Source organism: Microbulbifer sp. TYP-18 (assembly GCF_040932045.1).
GTDB lineage: Bacteria > Pseudomonadota > Gammaproteobacteria > Pseudomonadales > Cellvibrionaceae > Microbulbifer.
In genome coordinates this window covers 96,940-113,384 of record NZ_JBFRBC010000008.1, presented here as the reverse complement: position 1 = coordinate 113,384, position 16,445 = coordinate 96,940, and the positions used below count along the sequence as shown (strand labels likewise).

Sequence of the window (16,445 nt, the reverse complement as noted above, 5' to 3'; positions counted from 1 at the left end):
TTTCCCATTGGCTGCACTGCCCACTTACCCCCAGCAGGACCCCAGCTCCAATAAACTTCGCCTTGCCAAAGATCAGGCAGGAATTGCTGCTATTGGCGGCCGATACGTCACTGTCGCTACCCAACCCCACACCGTCCATTCCAGAGTTGGCCCAGGCAGCAGGAAAAACCACAAGCCCGCCCGCAACGGAAAATAGAATCATTGAACGCTGCTATGTTTAAGCATTATCTATTTCATAGTTAAATCGCCAGTTTTCTGGTTATCTGCATAACCCTGCGAGCCAGGTACCTGGCAGTTTCCAGATCATCCCTATGAACCGAACCATCGGGACTGGAGGCTGTAACACCAAGGTGACACCCGAGTCGATTAACACCCTTATTCCTGTCAGTAACCGAGGCATCGAGACCAGTCCATATCATGCCATGCTGACTGGCAAGTATAGAGAAATACTGCAGAGTCGATGCCTGATCTCCATTTGGGGCCGTGCCTGAAGTAATGCCAGCGGCGACCTTGCCAGCCCAAGCCTGACCTGACCAAAATACACTGGTTGCATCGGCAAATGCCTTGAATTGCGCCGATACGCTGCCCATATAGGTAGGCGAGCCGAAAATAATTGCATTGCAAGCTTCGAGAGACTTCATTAAATGCTCATTTATAAATCTTCCATCAATAATTTCTTTGCCGGAAATTTTATGGGATATGGAATTTACACCCTCTTTTTCAACCTCACCAAGAGCAGCCGCAATAAGCTGACCTGTTATATCCGTGTTCGTAAAATATACAAAAGCAATTTTCATTATATAATCTACAATCTTTCCCTATAGCGAACTCAAATCTTAGGTGAAGGCTCGCAATTATTTTCCCAACTGCCACAAAATAATAGATTCACAGATATAAAGAAAAACAAAACCATCAAATAAGAAAGAAAAATAAAATAGGTTTAACTTCGGAACAAGCTATCTCACCAATAGTAGTGCACAAATTCCAAGTCGCAATTTATTAATCTCTCCGCCTACCAATTACTTGCTGAATCTTCATCATCTTTAAACTCTAACTCAACTGACTTAATTATTGCCTGTTGTCCCTCTGTGGTGATCTCAAGACTGGCGGCTTCTTTAAGCATCCTGATAAGCTTATCGAAATGCACCGATGTAAAACTTTCTTTGCTCGGCTTCAAAATATGACGAACTTCTTCAGCCATATTCAGGGTATCCTGTATTAAATACACTGAGGAAGAGTACATTTCAATTGCCTTGCTATGCCGCACTCCAAACTCCCTTTCAAACATGGATAATATTTCAACCTTTGAATCGCGTGTTATATCCCCCTACTCCCTTGCCACCGCCACCACCAATAATGCTGCCACTTCCATGGAATCCGTAAGGGCATGCATAGGTTTTGTACCCAGACTCTTCTCCCATTTTCTGCGCCTAAGCCACATAAAAGGGTTAAACGCATTTAAATTAACCCCGGAATTTTGGAGACTGTTTAACGCCCATACCAGTCCTGCAATTGCAGTAATAATCCCAATTAATATATGCATATTATTTTCCGTATCTACCAACTAAACAATAAAAGCTCAGATCATCTTTTCTGTGATCACTAATCTCACTAAAAATATTTATAGAATTATCAGGGTAGCACTTTATGCTACGGCATCCCCTTTTGTCGATATCTGTCTATCCAGAAATTGACACAAGCCATTACCCAGAACAGTTATTCTGGAGTCGCATACAACTAATTACCTTTTTCCTATAGTTAAGGGAAAGTTATTATAATACTTGAACTCAATCAAGTTTCCGGCTGGATCTTTAACAATATATTTCCCCATTTCAGAATCGGTTCCGCTTCCCCTGACAAATGGCGTCAATTCGAAAAAGATATTATCAGCGGCCAACTTACTTAAAACAGCTTCCCATTCATTCTTCTCTAATATGGGACCAAAATGGTCGATAGCCTTCGCCTCTGACCCCTCATATTCTTGATGAAGAGTAATTTGATGGCCAAAGAAAAGAATATCAATCCAAGTGCCTGCCTCACGGCCGACCTCACATCCCAATGTCTTGACGTAAAATTCTTTGGTCTTATTTAAATCTGCAACAACCATAGACAAATGAAAGGGTTTAATCATCGGCATTCTACACTATAGAGAAAATTACATTTATCTTATTACCACTAGGACCAGAATCCCTCCATTACTGCTTTCCGGATAGCGAAATAATTAATAACCACCCCTCAACCTACTGCCCCTAACAAAAGTATATGCAGAGCAGCTATTTAATGGGAGAAAGAAGTTCTGGATTAACAATAAGATTTCTAACACCATGCGCATGATCTTCATCGAATGCATTGCCTTGGCACCATTTCCCCAGCGTTTCTATATTGACCTTGAGAATATTGGGACGGACGCTCCAAGTTACCTGAAAGGGTGAGGCTACTTCATTATAGCCAGGACCAGTTGTTGAGCCAGAATATACTACAGGTGTGCCCGTGTTATTCGGTATAGTCAGTGCCCTGTAAAAACCGTTTTTCATATCGTAACGTGTGAGATCCAAAAAATCCATTGCATTGGCATCATTAACTAAAACCATTACCTGGGCTTCCACACGCAATTGCGGGTTTTTGATCGAATCACTAAGGCAAGCGCCCAGTGTATGACCTGGCTTTACCCGAGCCGAGGAGTGAACATAATGAATTTCAATGGTATCCCCTGACTGTAAACCACCTCGCTTGCCTGGACATACTTCCCGGGTAAGCGGCGCTTTCTCTCTTTTGGTTAGCTTGCCTGAGTAGATGTATCCCGTTTGATACCCCTGGCCATCTCCGTTACCGGCATATTGTTTATATTGACCCCCTGTGTGCTCTGCGTTTTTGTGAAAATGTATATTGCATAAATTCATTTCACTGTAGGGCGGGGCCGCAGCAAACGTGACCTGGTTGTTCCCAGCCACGGAATCAATGTCGCGTGGTGATTGAGGACCAAATCCCTTCCCTCTTGTATTTTCTTCGAGATTAGACCGTTGCCTGGCAATCACCTCGTCGCCGACCTGATTCGGGTCACCAGGCCTGGCATCAGCCTTAATTGATAGCACCAGTGCTGTCACAGATAATAAAAAGCTTACTCTTTTCATACCTTTACCCAGAATATCGCAATGGAGTTTTTACATCGATTGAAATAGGATTATCTGGAAGAGCTTCCCATTCTCCCTATTCCCAGTCTTAGCTACGAACAATAGCCGGAAACCCGTTTACATATCAGATAAAATTTAACTGCCAATAGCCAACATCATGCCACCGGTTGAATTTAAAGCCCACCTTCTCAAAGTGCGCCACTTTCTTCATTCCCACTTTTTCATGCAAGGCAATGCTCGCCGGATTTGGGAGAGTTACACCGCCAATAACTGTCTGGATATCATTGTCTCTAAGCCTAGTCAAAAGTTCCTTATATAGACTTGTGCCAATTCCTTTTCCCTGGGCGTCAGCTGCAAGGTAGACAGTCATTTCAGCGGCAAACCGGTATGCGGATCGATCTTTCCACTTTACAGCGTACGCGTAACCAAGAACTGCGGAGTTTTCGATCGCAACTATCCACGGCAAGCCGCTCCCTTGAACCCTGCCTAACCTGTCATTTATTTCAGCAGATGAAACTCTTTTTTCTTCAAAGGTAATTGCTGTATTCAGGATATAATCATTGTATATCTCTGCGATCATCCCGGAATCAGAAGAGGTTGCGTCCCTTATTACCTCATACGCTTTCATCGTTCAATCTTCCTGCAAATTTTTTACTACCAATCAATGCGAGCTTTTGATCCAGGCGAATAAACCTAGAAAGATAATGCCGCAGGGAAAGTAAACGGCGTTAAGAAATCTTGTGGCACTAAAATCATTTTTGTCCTTGCGCTGCGGTTCGATTGATCCCGGTCAACCAGATCCATTTTAGCTTGAGCCGTCGCTATGGCGCATAAGAGTAAATCCCGAGATAAATGAATGTCACCTCTAATCCAGGGAAATTGCCACTAGTTGAGCTGTACTTTAACCCTTGCCGGCATTTTCGCATTCTCAAGGGCCTGGAGTCACTTAGCGCAGCCCGGTTCCCCCCGGTGTACTTCCCGACCGGACCGTCGCCATAGGCCCTCAGGGAACCGGCTCTTTCTGCGCCAGGAATGTCCCATAGCCGGGAGGGAAATGAGGTAGAATAGGTACTTTAAGCGCTTATATCGACCCTGACCCGTTGGTTTTAAATTGCCTAAAGGGCCGCAAAATCAAGTAGTTATGCCAGATTACCCACCACATCGTTTTTGCACTGCGCCATTGATGAACTGGAGTGACCGCCACTGCCGCTATCTGTGGCGGCTTTTCAGTAAGCGTGCGGTACTGTATAGCGAGATGGTGACGACCGGCGCGATCCTGTTCGGCGACCGGGCACAGCACTTGCAGTTCGACGCGTCAGAGCAACCGCTGGCGCTACAGCTTGGCGGCAGCGACCCTGAGGCTCTGGCCAGGTGTGCCCGCATCGCCGAAGACTGGGGGTACAGTGAGGTGAACCTGAATTGTGGCTGCCCCAGCGACCGGGTACAGTCCGGCCGCTTCGGCGCCTGCCTGATGATGGAACCCGAACTGGTTGCCGATTGTCTTGGAACCATGCGCGCTGCGGTGTCCATTCCGGTGACAGTCAAGCATCGTATCGGCATTGATGATATGGAGGACTATGCGGGACTCACAGCATTTGTAGAGGCACAAAGCCGGGCTGGCATCGACACATTTATCGTGCATGCCCGCAAAGCCTGGTTGAATGGATTGAGCCCAAAGGAAAACCGCGAGATACCGCCACTCAACCACTCTATGGTTCACCAGTTGAAACGGGACTTCCCGGAATTGGAAGTGGTGATCAACGGGGGCATCAACACCATCGGTGAGTGCCTGCAGCACCTGCAGCAGGTGGATGGTGTTATGCTTGGGCGCGCTGCCTACCAAACCCCGGCCCTGTTGGCGGAGGTGGACAGCGCTCTGTTTGGCGGCTGTCCCGGCCCTTCACCCGCGCAGGTAGTGGAGAGAATGTTGCCCTACATCGAGCGGGAGCTGTGCCACGGCGGACAGCTCAATCACATCAGCCGGCATATGCTGGGCCTGTTCCAGGGCGTACCCGGCGCGCGCCGTTTTCGTCGCCACCTGAGCGAAAATGCGCATAAGGCTGGCGCTGGCCCGGAGGTAGTGGAGCAGGCACTGGCAATGGTGACCCGGGCGGCCTAGAGAAATCGGCTGGCTGTGCAGCCGCGGTCGGAATGCAAACCCGATTTGCAAATAACCAGGGGAAAACTCATGAGCAAGCTGGAACAACTTCGCCGGCGCACCCAGGTGGTCGCGGATACCGGTGATATCGCGGCAATCCGCCGCTACCGGCCCCATGACGCCACCACTAACCCTTCGCTGTTGTACAAGGCCGCCCAGTTGCCCCAATACCGGCCACACCTGGAATCAGCGCTGCAGTGGGCCGAATCGCGCGGGGGAGACCTGGCAAAAGTCGCCGCCCTGAGGCTCGGCGTAGCCATTGGCATAGAGATTCTGGGGATAGTGCCGGGGGTGGTGTCCACAGAGGTGGATGCACGCCTGTCATTTGATACGCGGGCCACTGTGGAGTTTGCCCGCCACCTGATCGCCCTGTATGAACAACAGGGTGTTGAGCGCGAACGGGTGCTGATCAAGATAGCATCCACCTGGGAGGGCATAGCTGCGGCCTCAATTCTGGAGCGGGAGGGTATTCGCTGCAATCTGACCCTACTGTTCAGCTTTTGCCAGGCGGTTGCCTGTGCCGAGGCGGGCGTTACGCTGATCTCACCTTTTGTCGGTCGCATTCTCGACTGGCACCAGGTGAATAATAGAGGCACCGAGTTCACCGCCCCCAGTGAGCCGGGTGTGATCTTCGTGCGAAACATTTACCAGTATTACAAGTCCCACAGCTACGATACGGTGGTCATGGGGGCCAGCTTTCGCAACACCGGGGAAATCGAGGCGCTGGCCGGCTGCGACCGGCTCACCATAAGCCCACAGCTACTGCAATCACTGGATGAGGACAGCGGGACCCTCGATAAGGGCCTCACTGTGGAGCTGGAGACTCGGGCGCGGCCAAGCAGGCGCCTGGGGGAGGCGGACTTTCGCTTTCAACTCAACGGCGATGCCATGGCCACGGAAAAACTGGCGGAGGGCATCCGCAAGTTCGTGACAGACCAGGAACAACTGGAACAATTACTGTGGGCGGAAGCCACAGGTAATAGGAAAATTAATGCTACAACCTCTTCGCAAACTGTTTGAACAGATAGGCAGCGGCTCTGATATCGATGTGCACAATGAACAGGATGTGCGCCTTGTCAGTGCGGCACTGATGGTCGAGGTGGCCACGGTTGATCAGCGCCTGGACGAGAAGGAACGCGACACTCTGGTACGACTGCTTCGGGAACGCTATCAACTGGATGCGGGCCTGGCGCGGGACATGGTTCACAACGCCATTGACCAACGGGAGCAGGCCACCTCCCTGTACGAATTCACCCAGACTGTCAACGAACAGTTCGATGAGCACGACAAATACCTGTTGGTGCGCCAGATGTGGCAGGTGGCTTTCGCAGATGGTGTTATCGAGGCACTTGAGGAGCACCTGATCCGGCGGGTGGCGGAGCTTATCTACCTGCCCCACGGCCTGTTTACCCGCGCCCGGGCCGAGGCGCGGGATATGGGCGATAGAGGCTAAAAACGGGGTTGAAAAGCAGTGGCAGGGGTCGGCTCAGTGCATGCGGGTGGATGGCTTGGCAACCGGAGCACAGCCACGCTCCAGTGTATGGACCAGGTCGCGGAAGGTGTCGGCATTGTGCTGGTTCATACTCATCAGCACTCGGTGCGCTTCCAGTACCTTCTCTCGCGCGGCGCATTCATCCGGTGCAGTGCATTGCAGTGGCCTGGTCTCGGCACCGTAATCGCGCCGCTCGTCGCTTACCTCAATCAAGGCATCGAAACCCATTGCATCCAGCAGATGCCGTATCCCCGCATCTGCACTCAGTGCCAGCGGTTTCTGGCAGCCCCGCTCCAAAGCGCGGATGGCAATCTTCGCCATCAGCCCGAGGGTGGTGCTGTCCACACCCTGGGTACCGTGAAGGTCAAACACCACGTCGGTAAAGTCTTCGTGGGTAAACATGCTGTCGATAAAATCGTCGAATGACGCACACAGGTTAAGGCGCACGTCACCCACCAGCTTGATTACATATATGCCCTTGTGGGCCCCGACCATAATCTGCCCGGACTGCATAACGACCTCTGGCACACTCGGCCGACGCCTCTTGGGCGTAACGCCGACGGCAAAAGTTCAACCTGGGACACACCCGGCAACAGTTGGGTAAAACCGTCATCGGATGAATTTAAGTATAAAGTGCGCGGAGCTTACTCCTGACCAGGAGAACTGGCAAGCGCTGGCAGCCCGCCAGAGGTACCAGGTCACAGACCGGGCAGTCCAGTAGACCTCCTACCTATAAGTTGCACCCCAGCAGGCAGACTGAATGGTCAGTGCAATTTTCCCCGGAGGTCCGGCAGCCCCGGCTGAGAAGGGTTGTAGCTTTTTTACCCTGTGCGGTGGCGTCGGCTCTCGGGGGGGGGGCCAGTTCAACTGCTCTGGCGCAAAGTCAGGATGGTGACATCGTCCGGCAAAGCACCGGCGGTATCCAGGTGCAGGGCGGCACAGAGGCTGTCCAGGTCCCCACGGCTGGTATCGATGGCCTTTAACAGTTCCTCCCCGCGCTGTATCAGGTCGCCGCTGAACAGTTCCAGCACGCCGTCGGAACAGACAACCAGGCACCAGTCCTGTGGCAGTCGGGTTTCCATGGCCTGCCAGTCGCCCTGCTCGAACAACCCCAGTGGGCGTCCTTTGCCCGGCAACCACTGGGCATTTTCGACGGTGACAATGGCCGGCATGGGCATCTGTCCGGCCACTGCGTAATGCAGCTTGCGTGCACAACTGTCGATCACGCCCACAAACATACTGGCGTGTTTGTCCAGCTTGGTGGACAGCAATTCGCGGTTGATCAGTTCGAGAATATCCAGCAAATCGGCATGGAGAGAGTCCAGCCGGGTGAACAGCGGCCGCTCGCGCAGCAAGTGCATAATACTGTGCTTGATCAGTGCAGTAACCAGAGCCGAGGACACACCGTGTCCGGATACGTCCACCAGGTAGAAGGCCACAAAGCGCTCGCCAAACAGGCCGTAGTCGATGAAGTCACCGCTCAGGTACAGGGACGGCACCAGACAGTAGGAAGCTTCTATGCCCGCCGGATAACGGTAGGGACTGCGGGGCAACAGGTGTTGCTGCAGCAGCCGACCTGCCTCCTGATCCCGCTGCAGAACTTCTACATGCTCGCGCAGTTCCCGATTGCGCCGCTCCAGTTCGTCGCGGTATTCGCGGTTCTGCCGGGCCAGGGATTCTTCCTGGGTGATGCGGCAGATGGTGTGATCGATCACTGCAGAGTCGTTGATCGGCTTGAGCAGATAATCGCTGGCCCCGAGACGCAGGGCCTGTACCACGTCGCTGACCTCACTGTTGGAGGCCAGCACTACCACCGGAGTGTCCGGGGACAGCTGCTTTATCCGGCGCAATACTTCGATTCCACCCATGTCGGGCAGGTGCAAGTCAGTGATCACCAACTGATAACGCCCGGGAGCGAACTCATCCACCCCCTCAGCCCCGTTATTTGCACAGGTGACATCGAACCCCTGACGCGCGACTGCGCCGCGCACAAACTCGCGCGACGGGCTGTCTGCCTCAATCAATAACAGGCTGTTGGTCACCGCCACGGGAAAGGCGAACCCCGAAGCGCGCCGACAAAGTCAGAAGGGATCTTCATCCGTGTCGCTGCCGAAATCATCTTCCTCATCGCCGAAATCGTCTTCTTCGCCGAAATCGTCTTCAAGATTCCCGTCGTTGATCAGGTACTCGCGCCGCTGCAGATAGGCATCCCGGAGCAGAACATACTGATCACCTTTCAACAGCGTCTCAACGTCGAGGAGACTCGCGCGAATCTCCACCAGATCGGTGGCCTGAAGCGCGTAGCGGGTCTGGTCATGATCCACGTGGTTCATGGGATTAGTGTAATAGTCCACCACCAGGGCTGGCGCATCCCGCACTGTAGAGGGCCCGAGGAGCGGCAGTACCACATAGGGTCCGGCGGGGACACCCCACACCGCCAGGGTCTGAGCAAAGTCTTCACCGTCTCCCCGCTCCAACCCCATATGCTGCGCCACGTCGAACAGGCCCACCACACCTACGGTGCTATTCACCACGAAACGGCCAGCGTCATTTCCCACCTGGCCCCACTTCCACTGCAGTGCGCCATTGATGACACTGGTCACTTCGCGCAGATTGCCAAAGAAATTGCTGACGCCCCGCTGCATAAAAATGGGAGTTATCTGACGGTAGCTGGTGGCCACTGGCTTGAGTACCCAACTGTCGACGGCAGTGTTGAAGCGAAATACAGCGCGGTTGGCCCCCTCCCAGGGATCGCTTTCGCCGGGCTCCTGCTCGCTCGCAAATTCTTCCGCGGGGTCGAAGCCATACTCGTCTTCCAGATTGTCCGTGTCGGCACTGACCTCGGACTCTCCCTGCCCCCCGGCCTGCTGCTCCGGGCCCTTACCGCCATCGCCATCAGTTTCAGCGGGGCCTGAGTCACCGGGTTGTTCGACGACATCGACGTCAGCCTGGCCAGATTCGGCAAAGGGGTCTCCCTGTGCCACCACCGCCAGTGGCACCAAATGCAAAACGGCGATTAACCAGGGCGAAATGAACAGGCGTCCTAACAAACCTGATTCCTCCAAGTATTAGTTCTGTGACTACAAAGATTCTACCGCCCCTATCAAGGCTAAACCACCTTTGGCAGCATAGCAGCTGGGGCTATCGGAACCTTGAACGATCAATTGGGATAGTGTGTTCACGAGCATCGCCGGCCGCAGCCGCCCTTAGAGGGCCATATTTTAAGCTGGCAATGTAGGCGGTCGTACCTGTTATCGTGCGTTCAGTCCGGCAATAATATCGAGAGCCATTAGTTTTTCCAGCAGATCGCGGCCAAATCCCAGCAGTGCCTCCGGATCCGGGTGTTGCATCTCCCGACCGACCGCCTCTATGAGCTCTCTTCCGCTCAGCTCCTCAGCACGGGCCAGTTGCAGCAGCCTGGCCGTAACTGCATTGGCTTCCATAAAGCCTACCTTATCCTTTCGGTTGCGGTAGACCAACAGAAAAGTGGCCTGCTCAGGTGCTTCTTTGGGCTGAAAAGAGGGCCCGAGCTGATGCACGGGAAAACGATAGTTCAAACTCCATACCAGTGGTGACACTACCAGTATGCTATCGAGGATATCTCCCTGCGAGGAAAGATCCGCAGGAAACTCCGCATCGCTGACATCCAGGGCCAGCTCCACCCATTCGTAATGGGCAAGCTCCAGTAAAAATGGCGGATCGCAGGGTTGGGGGTCGCGCTCCGATTGCAGGTAGTGCAGAAATTCCTCGCTGATTTGCAGAAAGTAGGGGCTCTCAGAGGCATGGCGGTGCACGAAATCGCGCACCATCGCATGCCAGTCCGGATCGCTGTATATACTGCGAAGAATCGGGAAGCCGCTGGCGACGAAGTTCTCAATGTTGTTGTATATCAGGTCCCGGTAGATGCCCAGCCGGCGATCTTCAATGTCGGTCGGTGCCGGCTTTTCGTCGGGTGCCCGCAAATGCGCGGCAAATTCCCGTTGTGCCTGCTTAAAATCACCCGGGCGCCCAACCGCCTCCCGATGCGCTTTACCGGTGATTGCGGGCATAAACCACCTCTGTCACGGCATCCGCCTGTACTTCCTTGATACGATTCACTTCGGATAACAGATCGGGCAAAGGAGGGATATTGAAGTCCCGCTCCAGCAGAGTCGGAACCGATCCGTGCACTGCGTAGGCCTCTTCCAGCAGCTGCCATACCGGGTCGATCACTGAGGTGCCGTGAGTATCCACCTTGAGATCTTCCGCTTCGTCGTAATGGCCTGCGATATGGGCATAGAGAATGCGCTCACTGGGCAGCCCACGCAAAAACGCCACCGGATCGTAGCTGTGGTTAATGGAATTCACATAAATATTGTTGACGTCCAGCAGCAAACCACAGTCCGCCTCATCCAGTACTGCAGTAAGAAATTCCAGCTCGGACAATTCCTGTGCGGGCGCCGCATAGTAGGATACATTTTCCATCGCTATACGCTGGCCCAGCTCATCCTGTACTCTGCGGATGCGTTCGGCCACATAGGACACGGCCTCCGCCGTAAAGGGAATCGGCAACAGGTCGTACAGGTGACCGTGATCCGAGCAGTAACTCAGATGCTCGCTGTAGCAAAGTATCTGGTGCTCCCGCATAAATTGCTTGATAGAGCGCACCAGCTCCAGATCGAGGGGAGCCGGGGAACCGATTGACAGTGACAGGCCATGCAGAACGAATGGGAAGCGCTCGGTGTATTCGCGAAACCAGCGGCCGTAACGGCCACCCACACCAATCCAGTTTTCCGGAGCAACCTCCAGGAAATCGACCTGGTCAGTGGAGATATCCTCACCCATCATCGAGCGCCGCAAGCCCAGGCCGGCACCGGATACGGGGTGGTCTTGCAAAGTTTTGTCTTCGGTCTTGAATTTGCTCATAGGAATTGTCGGCGGGGATTGTAACTGGCGGGCGCAGGGGTGGAAGCGACAGATGGACACCTCACCCCCACGCAGGGGTCTATGCGGTTATTATCCGCCGCACTTGCCTTCGCCGCACTTACCTTCCTTTTTCTTACCTTCGCCGCATTTGCCTTCGCCGCACTTACCTTCCTTTTTCTTACCTTCGCCGCACTTGCCTTCGCCGCACTTACCTTCCTTCTTTTTGCCTTCTTCGCCGCATTTGCCTTCGCCGCACTTACCTTCCTTATCCTTGTCAGCCGAGCCGTGCCCGCTCATGGCAAGGTTGTAACCGGAAGATAATTCATCGGCGGCAAAGGGGTTGGCATTGGCCGCTGCGACACTCATAGAAGCGGAAGTCAAGAAAGCCGCGCCCACTGCTGCCACGAGAGGTAGATTCTTTTTAGTCATATAAAGTCTCCTATTGATACCCTAACTACACAAACAAGCAATCCAACGGCGCGAGATGCCGCCGTCCCAGGAGTATAACATCGCCGGGGGATTGACGGTTACGTTGCGAGACCACTGGCGTAACACCTTACCCCGGTACGGAAGCACTGTACGCATGTGGGATCTCGCCAAGTTAGTCGACAACGAAACAGGATTGTTACATTACCTCAGCAGTTTTGTTGACGCTCAGTGAGACAAAGGGAGGCTTCAGCAGGATAGAAGCAGGCTCTAAACGCAGAATTGACCAAAACAAGCAGGCTATTCATGTTGACCGCGCTGACCCTAAGCCCCGGGATACCCCCACGATGCGGCAGAAAATGGCAGCTCGGCTCAGCATGTCTTAGTGTCAACAGGCCCCAGCCGGCTTGCTTTGCTGAATTTCCTGCCACTGCTTTTGGAGTCGTTTGGCGGAAACGGGCGCCAAAGTTTTCAGCGACTGGGCAAACAGCGACACGCGAAATTCCTCCAGCATCCAGCGGTAGCGGCGCAGGGCCGGGTCTGCGGCCAATAGCCGGGGGCTGTGCCGGTCGAGCAGGGCGAGATAAGTCTCGGCGGGCTGGTAAAACTCCGCCTGCAGGCGGCGATCGCGATTGGGGTCCAGCGCCGCCTTCTCCAGTCGCAGGCTGATGGCCTTCAGGTAACGTCCCAACTGCCGCTGCCATTCGAGCGGCGTATCAAAAATACATCCGCGGTAGAAGAGGCCCGCCAACTGCTGCTGTATATCGCCCACAGCCATGGCCAGTGCCAGATTCCTCTGCTGTTTTAGCTGTTTTCGCAGTGGCACCAGCAGCGCCAGTGCCTTGATGAGCAGGTCGGCCATGGTCTGCGCAACAGCCACCAGTTCGCTTCGTTTCTGCAACGCCGCTTCAAATTCGGCCAGGCTGCGGGGCCACTGCTCGTCCGGCCAGAACAGCTCGCGCGCGGCCGCCAGCATAATGTCGTCTGCCACTTCTTCGCGACGGCCCAGATCTGCAGCACTCAGGCCCAATTCCCTGCCCCGCAGCAGCTCTTTGCGCAAGTATTTGACCTGCTCGGGCAGGTGCAGCAGTGCCAGCCGGCAGATTCCTGCGCGGGACTGCCGGCGCGCATCATCGGGATTGTCGAGCAATTTGAGTGCGACTGTGTCTCCCGACTCGATCAGCGCCGGGTAGGCGCGAACCCGCAGGGCACCCTGCTGCAGGCTATAGGTTTCCGGCAGGTCCCCGAAGTCCCAGCGGGTGATGCCGTCGCGCTCAAAGTCATCGCCGGCGGTTGCCAACTGCCGCTGCACCCGGTCGCGATAGCGCTCCTGCAGCGCAGACAGTGTGCGCCCCTGATCCAGCAACTCACCGCCTTCATCAAGCACCTGGATATTGATACGGTAAAAATCCTCCAATCCCCGCTCGGCGCTCTCCCAGGCGGAATCCGGCAGTTCCCGTGCCGTCTGCCGCTTCAACTCCAGCGCCAGGGATTGCCACAGGGGGGTGCCATCCGGCCGCAGGCGGGGTAGCGCCCGGTCTACGGCCGCCGGTACCGGCACAAAGTATTTGCGCCACTGCTTGGGCAACGCCTTGATCAGGGCGATGCATTTGTCCCGCAGCAGCCCGGGCACCAGCCACGATAGTCGCTCTGCGGGCACCTGATGCAATGCCCCCACCGGCACCAGGATACTCACCCCGTCATTGATGCTACCCGGTTCAAAATGGTACTTCAGGGGAAATTCGATTCCCCCCGTTTGCAACAGATCCGGGAACTGCGCCTCTCCCAGGTGGTCGGCACTCTGTTGCATCAGCAGTTCCCGCGGGAGGTACAACAGCTTCGGGTCCCGCTGTTCGGCCTGTTTGCGCCAGTGCTCGAAACCGGCGAGGTTGACGACCCCCATCGGCAGTCGCTCATCAAAGAAGCGGAACACCACCTCGTCATCCACCAGGATATCCCGCCGGCGGGACTTGGCCTCCAGCGCCTCCAGTTCACAGAGCAGTTCACAATAGTGACGGAAAAACTGCCCCTTGCCGCGATAGCGTCTTTCCACCAGTGCCTGGCGAATAAACACCTCCCGCGCGGTATCCGGGTCCAGCTTGCCGTAGTGGATACGGCGTTTCTCCGCCAGCACCAGGCCGTAGAGGGAGATTTTCTCGAACGCCATTACCTGGCCCGCGCGGGCATCGTAGTGAGGCTCAAAATAATGCCGTTTGACCAGATGCTCCGCCGCCGCCAGAACCCAGTCGGGTTCGACTTTCGCTACTGTGTGGGCAAACAGGCGGCTGGTCTCCAACAACTGCGCCGATACCACCCAGTGTGGCGGCTTCTTGAACTGCCCGGACCCGGGAAATATATGGAAACGCCGGTTGCGGCAACCGATAAATTCCCTGTTTTCGTCACGCGCACCAATATTGCCGATCAATCCCGGCACCAAGGCCCTGTGTACGGTGGCGTAATCTGCCGGATCAGCGTTTTCGCACAGCTTAAGCGCCCGGCAGGCGACGCGCAGCTGGTGATGAATATCCCTCCACTCCCGCATGCGCAACCAGGCGAGGAAGTTTTTTTGGCACCATTTGCGCAACTGGTTCTGACTCAGTTCCTGGCGCCGCTCCTCAAACGTATCCCAGAGCTGCACGAAAGAGAGAAAATCGGATTGTTCGTGGCGCCACTGGCGGTGCTTCTCATCCGCAGCCTGGCGCTTCTCCGCCGGGCGCTCGCGGGGGTCCTGCACCGCCAGGGCACTGGCGATAATCAGCACTTCGCGCAAGCTGCCCAGTTCCGCTGCGGCCAGCAGCATCCTTCCCAGGCGGGGATCCACCGGCAGGCGCGACAGGGACCGCCCCAGTGGGGTCACTGCCCCCCCCCCGGTTACGGACTGCAATTCCTGCAGCAGCTTGTAGCCGTCGTTGATAAGCCGCTCATCCGGCGGGTCTACGAATGGAAACTGTCGAATATCGCCAATACGCAACTGCAGCATCTGCAGGATGACGGCGGCGAGGTTGGTGCGCAGGATTTCCGCATCGGTAAACTCGGGCCGCTGTTCAAAATCACTCTGCTCATAAAGCCGCACACAAATGCCGGCACTGACACGCCCGCAGCGCCCGGCCCGCTGATTGGCACTGGCCTGGGAAACAGGTTCGACCGGCAAACGCTGGATTTTGTTGCGGTAGCTGTAGCGGCTGATGCGCGCTGTGCCCGGGTCTATCACGTAGCGGATGCCGGGGACGGTGATGGAAGTCTCGGCCACGTTGGTGGCCAGTACCAGGCGCCGGCCGCGGTGTGCGCGAAACACCCGGCTCTGCTCGGCGAGGCTCAGCCGCGCATACAGCGGCAGGATTTCCAGCTGTGGGATATCGGCATCCCGCAGCGCCTTGGCGCATTCGCGAATCTCGCGCTCACCGCTCATAAACGCCAGAATGTCGCCTCCGCGGCGACCGCTGTTTTTTTCTTCGCGCAGCAGTTCCTCGACCGCAGTAACCAGCTGCTCGCCCAAGTCAGCATCGGAGTCGACTGGCGGCCGGTAGTGAATGTCCACCGGGTAGGTGCGGCCGGATACCTCGATGATGGGCGCATCATCAAAATGCCGGGAAAATTTTTCCACATCAATGGTAGCGGAAGTGATGATCAGTTTGAGATCCGGGCGCTTTGGCAGCACCACTTTCAGGTAGCCCAGCAGAAAGTCGATATTCAGGCTGCGCTCGTGGGCCTCATCGACAATCAGCGTGTCGTACCTGGTCAGCAACGGGTCGCGCTGAATTTCTGCCAGCAGTATCCCGTCGGTCATCAGCTTGATATGGGTGTATTCGTCGCCGTGATCGGTGAACCGGACCTGATAGCCCACCGCCTGCCCCAGGGGTTGCCGCAACTCCTCGGCGATACGGTTCGCCACTGTGCGCGCGGCGATACGCCGCGGCTGAGTGTGCCCTATCTGTCCAAAGATCCCCCGCCCCAGTTGCAGGCAGATCTTGGGCAGCTGGGTGGTCTTGCCGGAACCTGTTTCACCAGCCACGACCACCACTTGGTGGGCTTCTATCAAACTCGCGATCCCTTCCCGCCGCGCCACCACCGGCAACTCCTCCGGCCAGGTTACCTCCGGCAGTTTTGCGCGGCGCTCAGCTGCCAGGGCCTGGGAGGCGGCCAGCTGCTCTCGCAGCTGAGCCTGCAACCGGTCCACGGGCCTGCCCTCCCGCAACCTCCGGCGGGCGCTGGCAATCACCTTGCGCAGCCGCTGCCGGTCCCGCGCCATGCAGGTGGCTATCTGCCCGGCGGCGGTATCCAACAACTTCTGGTTTTCGGCGTGACTCATGATTCGGGAACAACTCTACAAAGC

General features: G+C 55.3%; 16 protein-coding genes. 3 read left to right on the top strand and 13 right to left on the bottom strand.

All coding sequences use genetic code 11. From position 1 onward, the window contains the following. Positions 1-239 precede the first annotated feature (239 nt). From ABVT36_RS09315 to ABVT36_RS09290, 6 genes are all read right to left on the bottom strand, one after another. Positions 240-797: a flavodoxin family protein gene (locus ABVT36_RS09315; RefSeq protein WP_368456326.1), complete on the bottom strand. Its 558-nt coding sequence runs from the start codon at positions 795-797 to the stop codon at positions 240-242. 215 nt (positions 798-1,012) lie between these two features. Beyond that, on the bottom strand, positions 1,013-1,201 hold the full coding sequence (locus tag ABVT36_RS09310; protein WP_368456325.1) for a hypothetical protein: 189 nt from the start codon (positions 1,199-1,201) through the stop codon (positions 1,013-1,015). 126 nt (positions 1,202-1,327) lie between these two features. Next, on the bottom strand, positions 1,328-1,543 hold the full coding sequence (locus ABVT36_RS09305; protein ID WP_368456324.1) for a hypothetical protein: 216 nt from the start codon (positions 1,541-1,543) through the stop codon (positions 1,328-1,330). Between the two features lie 198 nt (positions 1,544-1,741). After that, positions 1,742-2,131: a VOC family protein gene (locus tag ABVT36_RS09300; protein ID WP_368456323.1), complete on the bottom strand. Its 390-nt coding sequence runs from the start codon at positions 2,129-2,131 to the stop codon at positions 1,742-1,744. A 142-nt stretch (positions 2,132-2,273) separates the two neighbouring features. Further along, positions 2,274-3,131, bottom strand: a complete 858-nt coding sequence (locus ABVT36_RS09295) for a delta-class carbonic anhydrase (protein WP_368456321.1) — start codon at positions 3,129-3,131, stop codon at positions 2,274-2,276. Between the two features lie 124 nt (positions 3,132-3,255). Further along, positions 3,256-3,759, bottom strand: a complete 504-nt coding sequence (locus tag ABVT36_RS09290; protein WP_368456319.1) for an N-acetyltransferase family protein — start codon at positions 3,757-3,759, stop codon at positions 3,256-3,258. Between the two features lie 513 nt (positions 3,760-4,272). Between ABVT36_RS09290 and dusA the strand changes: the two genes are divergently transcribed. From dusA to ABVT36_RS09275, 3 genes are all read left to right on the top strand, one after another. Beyond that, positions 4,273-5,250, top strand: a complete 978-nt coding sequence (gene dusA, locus ABVT36_RS09285) for a tRNA dihydrouridine(20/20a) synthase DusA (protein ID WP_368456318.1) — start codon at positions 4,273-4,275, stop codon at positions 5,248-5,250. A 69-nt stretch (positions 5,251-5,319) separates the two neighbouring features. Beyond that, the gene (gene tal / locus ABVT36_RS09280; protein ID WP_368456316.1) at positions 5,320-6,309 is read left to right on the top strand and encodes a transaldolase; all 990 of its coding nucleotides are present in this window, start codon (positions 5,320-5,322) and stop codon (positions 6,307-6,309) included. Continuing rightward, positions 6,281-6,742 carry a TerB family tellurite resistance protein gene (locus tag ABVT36_RS09275; protein ID WP_368456315.1) on the top strand — a complete coding sequence of 154 codons (462 nt, stop codon included), beginning with the start codon at positions 6,281-6,283 and terminating at the stop codon, positions 6,740-6,742. The genes tal and ABVT36_RS09275 overlap by 29 nt, the downstream gene beginning before the upstream one ends. A 33-nt stretch (positions 6,743-6,775) precedes the next feature. Here the strand turns inward: ABVT36_RS09275 and ABVT36_RS09270 are convergent, their stop codons facing one another. From ABVT36_RS09270 to hrpA, 7 genes are all read right to left on the bottom strand, one after another. Beyond that, a complete protein-coding gene (locus ABVT36_RS09270; protein ID WP_368456313.1) occupies positions 6,776-7,294 on the bottom strand; it encodes an STAS domain-containing protein in 519 nt (172 codons plus the stop codon). 350 nt (positions 7,295-7,644) lie between these two features. Then, entirely contained in the window at positions 7,645-8,829 is a 1,185-nt protein-coding gene (locus ABVT36_RS09265) for a PP2C family protein-serine/threonine phosphatase (protein ID WP_368456311.1), read from the bottom strand. A gap of 33 nt (positions 8,830-8,862) precedes the next feature. Beyond that, a complete protein-coding gene (locus ABVT36_RS09260; RefSeq protein WP_368456310.1) occupies positions 8,863-9,831 on the bottom strand; it encodes an MlaA family lipoprotein in 969 nt (322 codons plus the stop codon). A gap of 201 nt (positions 9,832-10,032) precedes the next feature. Further along, the gene (locus tag ABVT36_RS09255) at positions 10,033-10,830 is read right to left on the bottom strand and encodes a DUF2063 domain-containing protein (RefSeq protein ID WP_368456309.1); all 798 of its coding nucleotides are present in this window, start codon (positions 10,828-10,830) and stop codon (positions 10,033-10,035) included. Then, on the bottom strand, positions 10,811-11,686 hold the full coding sequence (locus ABVT36_RS09250; protein ID WP_368456308.1) for a DUF692 domain-containing protein: 876 nt from the start codon (positions 11,684-11,686) through the stop codon (positions 10,811-10,813). The genes ABVT36_RS09255 and ABVT36_RS09250 overlap by 20 nt, the downstream gene beginning before the upstream one ends. A 90-nt stretch (positions 11,687-11,776) precedes the next feature. Continuing rightward, positions 11,777-12,115 (bottom strand): hypothetical protein, encoded by a 339-nt coding sequence (locus tag ABVT36_RS09245; RefSeq protein WP_368456307.1) that lies wholly within the window; start codon positions 12,113-12,115, stop codon positions 11,777-11,779. Between the two features lie 385 nt (positions 12,116-12,500). Then, positions 12,501-16,421, bottom strand: a complete 3,921-nt coding sequence (hrpA, locus tag ABVT36_RS09240) for an ATP-dependent RNA helicase HrpA (protein WP_368456306.1) — start codon at positions 16,419-16,421, stop codon at positions 12,501-12,503. Positions 16,422-16,445 lie beyond the last annotated feature (24 nt).